General features: G+C 64.0%; 8 protein-coding genes. 3 read left to right on the top strand and 5 right to left on the bottom strand.

The window, feature by feature from the left end; translation table 11 throughout:
• Window positions 1-57 precede the first annotated feature (57 nt).
• Window positions 58-2,130, top strand: a complete 2,073-nt coding sequence (locus tag OU419_RS25700; protein WP_254472266.1) for an EAL domain-containing response regulator — start codon at window positions 58-60, stop codon at window positions 2,128-2,130.
• Window positions 2,131-2,183: 53 nt separating this feature from the next.
• On the opposite strand, the gene serB is transcribed toward OU419_RS25700, so the two are convergent.
• Window positions 2,184-3,404 carry a phosphoserine phosphatase SerB gene (serB, locus tag OU419_RS25705; protein ID WP_254472265.1) on the bottom strand — a complete coding sequence of 407 codons (1,221 nt, stop codon included), beginning with the start codon at window positions 3,402-3,404 and terminating at the stop codon, window positions 2,184-2,186.
• 224 nt (window positions 3,405-3,628) lie between these two features.
• Between serB and OU419_RS25710 the strand changes: the two genes are divergently transcribed.
• Window positions 3,629-5,164: an AhpA/YtjB family protein gene (locus OU419_RS25710; RefSeq protein WP_254472264.1), complete on the top strand. Its 1,536-nt coding sequence runs from the start codon at window positions 3,629-3,631 to the stop codon at window positions 5,162-5,164.
• Window positions 5,165-5,201: 37 nt separating this feature from the next.
• Window positions 5,202-5,738 carry a metal-dependent hydrolase gene (locus OU419_RS25715; RefSeq protein ID WP_254472263.1) on the top strand — a complete coding sequence of 179 codons (537 nt, stop codon included), beginning with the start codon at window positions 5,202-5,204 and terminating at the stop codon, window positions 5,736-5,738.
• Here the strand turns inward: OU419_RS25715 and OU419_RS25720 are convergent.
• From OU419_RS25720 to parC, 4 genes are all read right to left on the bottom strand, one after another.
• Window positions 5,652-6,971, bottom strand: a complete 1,320-nt coding sequence (locus tag OU419_RS25720) for a metallophosphoesterase family protein (protein WP_254472262.1) — start codon at window positions 6,969-6,971, stop codon at window positions 5,652-5,654. The genes OU419_RS25715 and OU419_RS25720 overlap by 87 nt on opposite strands.
• Complete coding sequence (locus tag OU419_RS25725; protein WP_254472261.1) at window positions 6,968-8,617, bottom strand: ArnT family glycosyltransferase; 1,650 nt, start codon at window positions 8,615-8,617, stop codon at window positions 6,968-6,970. Before OU419_RS25725 ends, OU419_RS25720 begins: the two co-directional genes overlap by 4 nt.
• Window positions 8,618-8,778: 161 nt before the next feature.
• On the bottom strand, window positions 8,779-9,501 hold the full coding sequence (locus OU419_RS25730; protein ID WP_254472260.1) for a PqiC family protein: 723 nt from the start codon (window positions 9,499-9,501) through the stop codon (window positions 8,779-8,781).
• Between the two features lie 149 nt (window positions 9,502-9,650).
• Complete coding sequence (gene parC, locus OU419_RS25735) at window positions 9,651-11,915, bottom strand: DNA topoisomerase IV subunit A (RefSeq protein WP_254472259.1); 2,265 nt, start codon at window positions 11,913-11,915, stop codon at window positions 9,651-9,653.
• Window positions 11,916-11,921: the final 6 nt, after the last annotated feature.

Here is an 11,921-nt window from a genome sequence, read left to right on the forward strand (position 1 = left end):
GAATATCCATTCATCGCCTATTTGCTGCCGTCCAGCGCGGTATAAGCAGCCTTACTCATGGCCAATGAAAAGAAAACGATCCGCCTGCTGATCCTGGAAGACTCGCAGAACGAAGCCGAGCGCCTGGTCAGCCTGTTCCGCAATGCCGGCCGCGCCACTCGCGTCCACCGCATCACTTCCAGTGAAGACCTCATCGAGATCCTTCCGCAGGGGTGGGACCTGCTGATCGCCTCGCCCGACAGCAGCGCCATGTCCCCCAGCGACGCCCTCGGCACTATTCGCCGCCAGGCCAAGGACATCCCGTTCATTCAGCTCGTTGCCGACAATGAATCCGATTCGGTGACCGAAGCGCTGGCCCTGGGCGCCCAGGACGCGCTGCCGCAAGGTGAAGACGAGCGCCTGATCCTGGTCGCCAACCGCGAGCTGGCCAACCTCGAAGAGCGCCGCTCGCGCCGCGCCGCCGAAGTCGCCCTGCGCGAAGCCGAAAAACGCTGCCAGTTGTTGCTGGACAGTTCGGTCGACGCCATCACCTACGTGCACGACGGCATGCACATTTATGCCAACCGCGCCTACGTCGACCTGTTCGGCTACGACGACGCAGAGGAACTGGAAGGCATGCCGATGATCGACCTGATCGCCGGCTGCGACCAGGCGACCTTCAAGGACTTCCTCAAGGGCTACCAGACCACCGAGGACAGTGCCGAACTGGCCTGCAGCGGTATCAGGATCGACGGACAGGCATTCGGGGCACGCATGTCCTTCTCGCCCGCCACCTACGATGGCGAGCCGTGCATCCAGGTAGTGATCCGCGCGGAAACCGACAACGCCCAGCTTGAAGAAAAGCTGCGCGAAGTCAGCAGCCAGGACCTGGTCACCGGCCTGTTCAACCGCGGCCATTTCCTCGACCTGATGGACGGAGCCGTCGAGCGCGCCGTGACGGCAAGCCAGCCGGCGAGCTTCGCCTACATGCTGCTCGATCGCGCCCAGACGCTGCAGTTGAACCTCGGCGTCGCCAGTATCGACCTGCTGCTCGCTGACCTCGGCAACCTGCTGCGCAGCCACTTCCCGCAGGACGCCCAGCTCGCTCGTTTCAGTGACGACGTATTCGCCGTGCTGCTGCCGGGCCAGGCTCCCGAGCAGATCAAGCCGTTGCTGGGCAACCTGCTGAAGAAGATCGAAGGACATCTGTTCGACATCCACGGACGTACCGCCCAGGTCACGCTCTCCATCGGCGTTGCCGGCCTCGACGAGAAGACCACGCGCGCGCAGGACGTCATCGAGCGCGCCCACCGCAGCGCCGACGAGATCGCGCAGAATGGCGGGAATGGCCTGAAGCTCTACGATCCGGCCGACGAACTGGCCGCCGCAGCCAATCGCGGCGATACCCTGGCAATCATTCGCCAGGCACTGGAACAGAACAGCTTCCGCCTGCTCTTCCAGCCGATCATCAGCCTGCGCGGCGATACCCACGAGCATTACGAAGTACTGCTGCGCCTGCTCAACCCCCAAGGCCAGGAAGTACCGCCGGCAGACTTCCTCGCTGCCGCCAAGTCCGGTGGGTTGGCAGAAAAGATCGACCGCTGGGTACTGCTCAACTCCATCAAGCTGCTGGCCGAGCACCGCGCCAAGGGGCATGAGACCAAGCTCTTCGTACACCTTTCCGGCCCCAGCCTGCAGGACGCGGAGTTGCTGCCCTGGCTCAGCGTGGCGCTGAAGGCGGCGCGCCTGCCGGCTGACGCACTGATCCTCCAGATCAACGAGCCGGACGCAATCAGCTACCTGAAGCAGGCCAAGGCGCTCAGCCAGGGGCTCGCCGAGCTGCACTGCCAGGTCGCCCTGTGCCAGTTCGGCTGTGCACTGAATCCGTTCAATACGCTCAAGCACATGAATGTCGACTTCGTGAAGGTCGATGGCTCCTATGTGCAGGACCTGGGCAGTGCGGAAAACCAGGAAAACCTGAAGACCCTGATGGCCAGCCTGCACGCCCAGGCCAAACTCACCATCGTGCCGATGGTAGAAAGCGCGAGCGCCCTGGCGACGCTCTGGCAGGCCGGAGCCAACTACATCCAGGGCCACTACCTGCAAGGCCCAAGTCAGGCTATGGACTACGACTTCGCCTCGGAAGAGTGATCCACAGAAAGGAAAAAGCCGCCCTGGGGCGGCTTTTTTCATGTTGATGGAGATCAGCGTCCATCAACGCCTTCGCGGTCGCGGAAGCCTAGCAGGTAGAGAATGCCATCCAGTCCCAGCGTGGAAATGGCCTGCTTGGCCGACTGCTTGACCAACGGCTTGGCGCGGAACGCCACGCCCAGGCCAGCCAGGCCGAGCATCGGCAGGTCGTTGGCTCCGTCGCCTACGGCGATGGTCTGCTCGAGCTGCAGCCCTTCTTTTGCTGCCAGTTCGCGTAGCAGGTCGGCCTTGCGCTGGGCGTCGACGATCGGCTCGATGGCCACGCCGGTCAGTTTGCCGTCGACTATCTGCAGCTCATTGGCAAACACATAGTCGATACCCAGCCTGGCCTGCAGTTGCCTGGCGAAATAGCTGAAGCCGCCCGACAGGATCGCAGTCTTGTAGCCCAGGCGCTTGAGTTCGGCGAACAGCGTCTCGGCGCCTTCGGTCAGACGCAGCGAGGCACCGATTTCCTCCAGCACATCCTCGGAAAGCCCCTGCAGAAGCGCCAGACGCTCCTTGAAGCTGGCGCGGAAATCCAGCTCGCCGCGCATCGCGCGCTCGGTGATCTCCGCGACCTTCTCGCCAACGCCGGCAGCCTTCGCCAGTTCGTCGATCACTTCAGCCTCGATCAGCGTCGAATCCATGTCGAACACCGCCAGCCGGCGATTGCGACGGAATACGGAATCCTGCTGGAAGGCGATATCTACGTTCAATTCCTGGGCAACGCTGAGAAACTCGGCGCGCAGCGCGACCGGATCGGCGGGCTCGCCGCGGACCGAGAACTCGATGCAGCCCTTGCCCTCGTCAGCCGGCATGTCAAGCGGCATACGGCCGGACAGACGGTCGATCTGATCGATGTTCAGACCGTACTTGGCAGTGATCGAACTGACCCGCTGCAACTGCTCGGCGGTCACTCGACGTGTCAGCAGCGTCACGATATGGCGAGGCTTGCCCTGACCACCGACCCACTGTCGGTAGTCATCTTCCGAAACGGGAGTGAAGCGCACCTGCTGGTCGAGCTTGTAGGCCGTGAACAACACGTCCTTGAGCACCGAGGAGGCCCGTTCGGTATCCGGGATCTCGACCAGGATGCCGAACGACAGCGTGTCATGGATCACCGCCTGGCCGATATCGAGGATGTTCACGCCACCCTGGGCCAGAACGCCGGTGATGGCTGCGGTGAGGCCGGGGCGATCTTCCCCGGTGATGTTGATCAGGACGATTTCGCGCAAGGCGCTGTCTCCGCCATGTAAAAAAGGCCGACATTCTACCTGCTTTCAGCCGTAGCGGGCGCCCCGCCCGCCGGCTCCGAGCAGTGCCACCGTCGATCGGATTAGGACTCGCCCCACCCATCGATGCCGACTTTCGCCGCGTTGACAAGGCCTACGGCGCTTTGCCCCTCCAGAGGGCACCGTTATACTGCCCCGCATCTACCCTGTTGAAGACCGAGCCCGCTGTGACCCGGCCCACCTCCGTCAAGCCCGATAATTTCTTCCTGCTGCTGTTCCATGCCCTGCGTCAGCGCCGTGTGCCGATCGCTCTGAAGATCGCCATCCACAGCCTGCTGCTGGTCGCCGCCGCATTGGTGATCTACGCCTGGGTCATGGGCATGCAGTTCAAGCAGGCCATGCAGCAGCAGGCCGACGCCCTGGGACAGAGCCTCACCACCCAGACAGCGTCGTCAGCAACCGAGCTACTGGTGTCCAACGACATCCTCAGCCTCAACGTGCTGCTCAACAACCTCACCAAGAACCCGCTGGTGGCCCACGCGGCGATCTACAGCGTGGACAACCGCATCCTCGCCGAGGCGGGCACGCGTCCCAAGCAGAGCCTGCTGGGCGACGCGGAGGGATTGTATTCGACCCCCATCACCTTTCAGGAAGTGATCGCCGGCCACCTGCGCATCAGCCTGGACATGCACCAGTTCGAACAACCGATGACCGTCAGCCTGCAGAGCATGGGGCTGATCAGCCTGATTCTGCTGCTGCTGACGCTGACACTGAGCTTGCGCCTGGGCCGTCACATCTCCACTCCGCTGCTGCAACTGCGTGTCTGGCTGCGCGACCCGGACGACCCTGCTCCCGGTGCCGGCCTGCAGAACGAGATCGGCGACCTGGCCCGTCAGCTCCAGTCGCGCCTGGTGCCGGAGAAGCCGCCGGCACCAGAACCCGAGCCGATCGTCGCGGCGTCCCCGGCCGCCCGTCAGCCAGCCTCGGCGCGGGAGCCCATGCTCGACGAGCGCTCACCGCTGGATGAGCACGAAGACATCTTCGACGAGAACATCTTCTCCGACGACGAACTACCTGCCCCTGCTGCCCGGCAGCAAGCCGACGACGATGCCGATCTGTCCGACGCAGACTTCGGGCAGGCACATGCGGAAGCATTCGACGAGGAAGCCGAACCGGAGCCTCTATCGTCTGGCGCCAGCGCCGTACTAGCCGTACAACTGGGTGCCCAGGAGCAGCTTCGCCGCCTGCCGCGCGCGCGGCTTGTAGATCTGCTGGAGCGTTACCGCGGCTGCCTGGAGCAGGCGGCTCGCCTGTACAAGGGCACGCTGCACACCCTGAATGATGGCGGCAGCCTTATTCTCTTCCACAGCCGCGACCAGGACGACGAGTACCTCACCAACGCACTGTGCTGCGGTGAACTGATGCGGGCTCTGGGCCATGCCCTGCAGATCGAGGTCGCCGATAGCGGCATCACCCTGCAATTGCAACTGGGCCTGACCCTTGGTGAGGACATCGCTGATCTCGAGCAAGTGCAATTGCTGGAAGAGTCGGCGGTACAGAATGCCCTCGCTCTCAGCCAGCACAGCCGCAACCTGCTCCTTGTGGAGCGCGCCATCGGCGACGATGAGCAAGTCCGTGAGCGGGCACGCATTCGCCCCATCGCCAGCCCCGAGAACGCCTGCTGCGTCGAATGGCTGAAAGAACCCTACCCGTCGATGCTGGAGCGCCAGCTCTCGCGCATGCGCGCCCTGCGCACCAACTGAGCCTGGGGCCACGCGCCCCCGAGGCGGAACGGATTCCGTGACCACCCTGATCACTCACCCGTTGCCGGTGCTGGCTGTCGGCCTGGCTCTCGGGAGCCGAGTAGTCCCTCCACGCCTGCTGCTCGCCGGCATGTTCGCGGCCTGCCTACCCGACCTGGACGTGGTTGCCTTCAAGCTGGGCATCGCCTACCAGGACGCTCTGGGGCACCGCGGATTCAGTCATTCACTGCTGTTCGCGGCCATCCTGGGCGCACTCGGCGCCGCAATCGCCCGGGTATTCGACTGCCGCGCGCTGAAGGCTGGTATGTGGATAGCACTGGCAACCGCCTCTCACAGCCTGCTGGATGCCATGACCGACGGCGGATTAGGTGTCGCCTGGCTCTGGCCGTGGCGCGATCAGCGCTATTTCCTGCCGCTGCATCCAATCGAGGTTTCGCCCATCGGCCTGTCGCGCTTCCTCAGCCCCAGGGGCGCTGAAGTGCTGCTCTCAGAGGTGCGCTGGGTCTGGCTTCCCAGCCTTGGCGTCGCCCTTGGCGGCATCGCGCTGCGCCGCTGGCTGCGTCCGCGCGGCTGATTCGAGCTGCTCCTGAAGCTGCTCCAGCAATGACGCCTCCTGCGCTTCAGCCTCCGGCAATTGCGCGACATAGCCCTGGAAGCCGGCAAAGCGCGCTCGGAAATCTATGTCTATGCGGAAGCGGTTGTCCCAGCCGGAAGACGGCGCAGGGAACAACTGGTCACAACCGCGCAGTGACTGATCCGAAGCGCAACTCTTGAATGCCCGGGGATACACCTGCCGCTTCCACAGAACCCAGGGCGACACCGACAGCGCATCGATACGGTTGCGCCGCAGGTCGAACTCCAGCAATTGCAGCAGGCCATTCCCCCCCAGGTACTCGTCCTGGTAGTCGACCATTACCATATCCACGCTATGGCCAAGATCATTGAGCATGCGCGCATGGGCCGAGCCTTCGACGTGGCCACTGACTGTGAGGAATATCTGATCGTTGCGGCGAATAAGCTGTTCCCAGAGCAGGGGCCCGCTCTCATTGCCCTCGCGGGAGAGCTGCGGCGACTCGCTACCCTTGCGATACAGGATGTTGTGCGAAGCGAGTATTACCGGCACATGAGGATGTTCGTCGATGACCTGCTGCGCCCAGGCGAGCGTCCCACGGGACGGGCTCCAGTCCAGCGCCAGCAGCAGGAACGGCTGCTCATGCATGCGGAACAGGTGGAACTGGCTGAGGCCCAAGGGATCGCTACCGCCGTAGGTGCTCTGCCAGGCGGCACGCTGCGGCCCGAAGTGATCCTTGAAGCGGTCGCGGAAGGAGCGCTCGTCGTCCGGCGTGGTAGCGCCGTGAATGTCGCGATCGCCACTCATGATGCTGTAGGGTACCCCGCCCTCCTCCAGCACGCGCATCGCACCGCTTGCGATCTGCCACTGGGTCAGCGTGCCGGCGTTCTGCACCACGTCACCAAGGTGCACAACCATCGGAACCTGCAGGGCCGCGGCATTCCTGGCCAGCCAGGTGGTCTGCGCGAAGAATGCCAGCGCCGGCTCGTACGGTAAGCCGGAATAGCGTTCGTTGGTGCGGAACAGCCGCAACTCCCGGTGATTGTTCTCGGCATAGAACTGGGTGTCCGGCAGTAGCGGCAGGACAAAACTCCCCGAGGTCGCCGTCATTTTCAATGACGGTATCGGGTGCTGGCGAAAGAACGCCTGGTCGTGAGCAATCTGCTCGTGGCTATCCGAGCCCTGGCAGCCGCACAGCAGCAATCCAAGGCCCAGGGCGAGTAACAGTGACTTCATCGTATGGAGTTGAAAACGCCGGCGTCATCAACGCGCAGCAGGCAGTAACGGTCGTTGTCGAAACGCCCCGTGAACAAGGCTGCTCCCAGGGCCGGATAGGTGTTCTTCAAGTGGATCGCGAGCTTCTCATCCAGCATCAGGTAGTAAGGCGCCGACAGGCTTGCCAGTTGATCGGGCGAGCCGGCGAACAACGGCTGGGCGTCATGTTCGAGATTGACCATGAACTTGATCGCCCGCGCATCGCGTCCCATGCCATAAAGCACCAGCGGCGCCGGCTTCGCGGCCACTACGGCGTCCACCGCCAGGGAAAACTCGCGGCTATCGTAGAGTCGCTGCTCTGCCGGCTCGATCACCATGATGTAGCTGCCCCAGAGCGCCAGTGCCGCCCCCAGCGCCAGCCCTTCGGCGCGCCAGTTGCGCCAGTACAGGCGGGAAAGGGCAAGGAGTTGCAGCAGCACCAGCCACAGCGCACAGAGCACGACGCGCTCGGTCAGTGGTTGCAGTACCTGTGGATAACGCCGCCAGCCAAGCCAGATACCCAGCATCAGTAGCCCCGGAAGAACCAGCCAGATTCCCTGGATCAGTCCGCGCAGCAGTGCCGCCAGGCGTTGGCCGCTCACATGGAACGGGTAGGTCGCTATGATCGCCGCCAGCGGCGCCATCGCCAGGATGTAGCGCGCCTTCTTCGCCTGCGGCAACGAGAGACCGGCCATCACCACCAGCGCCGCCAGGGCGCAGCCTGCAACCAGGCGCGCCGCAGGATCATCCCGCCGGCGCCAAAGAAGCGCGAGGGCGGGTATGGCCAGGGGGAAGGCCAGGGCGTAGTTGCCCAGCGAACTGCGGAAGTAATACAGCGCATCGCTGGCCCCGGCGCTACCATCCAGGCGGCCCGTCACCTGCATGCGCAGCACGTCCCCGACGAACCCTTCGCCGCCGATACTGCGTGCCGCCACGAGCAGCAGCGCGCTGCACGCCAACAGCAGCGCCAACGCACTGCCCGAGAAGACCGCCAGCCAGCGCCAGTTGCGATCCAGCAGAAGCTGACTGCAGACCATGCCTGCCGGCACTACCAGACCCAGTGGCCCACGCAGCGCGAAGCCGAGGAGCAGCAGCAAAAGCAGGCGCACCAGCAGGCCCTGCATGGAGTAGCGCTGTGCGTTGAAGGCAATGAAGAAGGCAAGCAATCCCACCGCTGCGACCATCTGATCGAGCGACACCGCGCGCGCTTCGCTGAGGAAGGTAGCAGTCAGCAACAGCATAGCGAGGCTCAGCAGCCCCCATGACCTGGAGATGGCGGCGGCGAGTCGGTAAGTCAGTCCGGCGATGAGGCCCGATGCCAGCGCCGTGGGCAGCCAGGCGGTGAACAGGTCGACCCGGCCGAACGGCAGCGAAAGCAGGTAGGTCAGGAAAGTCGAAGTGGCCGGATAGTCCGGATAGGGCTCGCCATAGGTGGTCGGAAAGACACCGGGGCCGTGGCGCAACATCTCCTTGGCGAAAAGCACGAAGCGCGAGTCGAAACCCACCACCGCCGTTCCGTGCGCGCCCAGTAAACAGAGCACGAACACCGCCAGGGCAATGTACAGCGCCTGCCGGGTCAGCGAGGTATCTGTCTGACCGGATAGAGAAACTGGAAATGACGACGACACGTCGGGCCCCTGGCAGGCGCGCTACGGAAGGAGTTCCGTGCAATCGAGACCTGCAAACGGCGCCCTAGATACCACGATGGGCGTCAAGAAGATGTCAAGCTGCGAGGCCCCGCGGGCCCATACGAAACGGCCCGGGTGTGGATTCCCGGGCCGTATGCGGATCAGAAACGGTAGACCTCGACATCGGTCCGGATCGGCACTACCAGCGGAATCTTGGGCCCCTCTTCCTTAGGCTTGGCTGCCTGCTCGGAATTGCTCACCACCGGCTTGCGTGCCGGCGCAGCCTGCTGCTCGGCGACTGCCGTGGCCACCGGGCGAACATCCTTGGCCAGTTGCACCGACAGCTTGCGCAGCAGGTCGCCCTGGGCACGAACCTGATCCTGAATACTCCCCGAATGTGCTTCTTCTTCGCGGAACACACGGCTATCGCGCAACTCGCCTTTCTGATCGAGCAGGCGCCAGCGAGCTTCCAGCACGGCCGGCTCCTTCGGGCCGGAATCCAGCCGGCTGATGGTCAGCATGACCTGCACCTGCGGCGTAAAGCCGGGCTTCTCCGGGAACAAGGCCAGGCGGGTGCTGTCGAGCTGCCCTGAGAGCAGACGCAGCAGTTGCTGGCTGACGTTGGTTTCCAGACTTCCCGCCCAACGGGCTTCGGTGGAAAGATTGAGAATGCCATCAGCCTGGCGCTGAACCATTGTCTCGCGCTTCAGATAATCGGCCAGGGATACCGGACCGAGAAGCACAGCGACGCCATTTTCGCGGGTCGGAACCGACGCGGCACCTGCATCCAATTGATACAGTTGGGTCGGTCGATTCACTGTGCAACCCGCCAGCCCGAGCAGGCTGACGAGGGAAAGACATGCCAAGACGCGCAAAGCGCTCATCGTGCATCACCGTCATTCGCCGAAGATCGGCGCTACATCAAACATTTCGGGTAAACAAGGACGACGCGCCACGGCGCCGGTCGTGAAAGGGACGTATCATCCCTCAACCAGCGCCGCAGCTCCAGAGCCAGAATGTATCGGCTCGCGTTTCAATCCTGAGACAGTGATTCTACCAGCAGACTGTCCACGCGCTGGAAACCGCGCGGCAGTTTATTGCCCCGGCGGCCCCGCTCGCCCTTGTAATGCTCCAGATCGTCCCCCTTGAGCGAGAGCGTGCGCTTGCCGGCCTGCAACACCAGGGTGGCGCCGGACGGCAATACCGCAAGGTCGGTCAGGTACTCTTCGCGACTGGCAACGCGATCGCCCGGAACGCTGATGATCTTGTTGCCCTTGCCCTTGGCCAGTTGCGGCAGATCGGCGACCTTGAACAGCAGCAGCCGCCCTTCGGTCGTGACCGCCGCGAGCCAGTCCTGCTCCACATCGGTCACTGGCCGCGGCTCCATCACCTGCGCGCCATTGGGCAGGCTGAGCAGCGCCTTGCCGGCCTTGTTCTTGGCCTGCATGTCCTCGCCCTTGGCGACGAAGCCATAACCGGCATCGGAGGCCAGCACGTACAGCGCGCTATCTTCGGGCAGCAGGACCCTCTCGAAGGTCGCCCCCGGCGGCGGCGTCAGCCTCCCGGTCAGCGGCTCGCCCTGGCCGCGAGCCGACGGCAGGCTGTGGGCCGCCAGCGAATAGCTGCGGCCGGTGGAGTCGATGAACACCGCATACTGGTTCGAACGCCCCGGCGCCGCCGCCTTGAAACCATCGCCGGCCTTGTACGACAAGCCAGTGGCATCGATGTCGTGTCCCTTGGCGCAACGTACCCAGCCCTTCTCGGACAGCACGACAGTCACCGGCTCGGTCGGCATCAGCTCGGTTTCCGACAGAGCACGGGCTTCGGCGCGGGCGACGATGGGCGAACGGCGGTCGTCTCCGTAGGTTTCGGCGTCGGCCAGCAGCTCGTCACGCACCAGCTTGCGCAGCTTGGCGTTGGAGCCGAGGATCGCCAGCAGCTTGGCGCGCTCCTTGGCCAGTTCCTCCTGCTCGCCACGGATTTTCATCTCTTCCAGGCGCGCCAACTGACGCAGGCGGGTATCGAGGATGTAGTCGGCCTGCAGTTCGGACAGCTCGAAACGCTGCATCAGGACCGGCTTTGGCTGATCCTCGGTGCGGATGATATGGATGACTTCGTCGAGATTGAGGAACGCGACCAGCAAGCCCTCCAACAGGTGCAGGCGGCGCTCGACCTTGTCCAGACGGAACTGCAGGCGACGGCGCACGGTGTCGGTGCGGTAGCTCAGCCACTCGCTGAGTACCTGGCGCAGGTCCTTGACCTGGGGTTTGCCGTCCAGGCCGATGACGTTCATGTTCACCCGGTACGAGCTTTCCAGGTCGGTGGTGGCGAACAGGTGGGTCATCAGCTCTTCGACGTCCACGCGGTTGGAGCGAGGAATGATGACGATACGGGTCGGGTTCTCGTGGTCCGACTCATCGCGCAGGTCGGCCACCATCGGCAGCTTCTTGGCCTGCATCTGGCCGGCGATCTGCTCCAGCACCTTGGCACCGGAAACCTGGTGCGGCAGCGCGGTGACCACGATGTCGCCGTCCTCCACACGGTACACGGCGCGCATGCGCACCGAGCCACGGCCGGTTTCGTAGATCTTTTGCAGGTCCGCTCGCGGGGTGATGATTTCCGCCTCGGTGGGGAAATCCGGGCCCGGTACGTGCTCGATCAGGTCGCCGACGGTGGCGTCCGGCTGGTCGAGCAGGCGAATGCAGGCGGCTGCCACTTCGCGCAGGTTGTGCGGCGGGATGTCGGTCGCCATGCCCACGGCGATGCCGGTGGTGCCGTTGAGCAGCAGGTTGGGCAGGCGCGCCGGCAGCACCGCTGGTTCCTCCAGCGTGCCATCGAAGTTCGGCACCCAGTCCGCCGTGCCCTGGCCCAACTCGGACAGCAGGGTTTCGGCATAGCGCGACAGACGCGCCTCGGTGTAACGCATGGCGGCGAAGGATTTGGGATCGTCCGGCGCACCCCAGTTGCCCTGGCCATCCACCAGCGGATAGCGATAGGAGAATGGCTGGGCCATCAGCACCATCGCTTCGTAGCAGGCCAAATCGCCGTGGGGGTGATACTTGCCGAGCACGTCGCCGACGGTACGCGCCGACTTCTTGTGCTTGGCATCCGCGTCCAGGCCCAGTTCACTCATGGCGTAGACGATGCGCCGCTGCACGGGCTTGAGGCCGTCGCCGATATGCGGCAGGGCACGGTCCATGATCACGTACATGGAGTAGTTCAGATAAGCCTGTTCGGTGAAGTCGGCCAGTGACCGGCGCTCCACGCCTTCCAGACTCAGATCGAGGGTTTCGCTCATGCGGGC

The organism is Pseudomonas triclosanedens (genome assembly GCF_026686735.1).
GTDB classification, from domain to species: Bacteria; Pseudomonadota; Gammaproteobacteria; order Pseudomonadales; family Pseudomonadaceae; genus Pseudomonas; species Pseudomonas triclosanedens.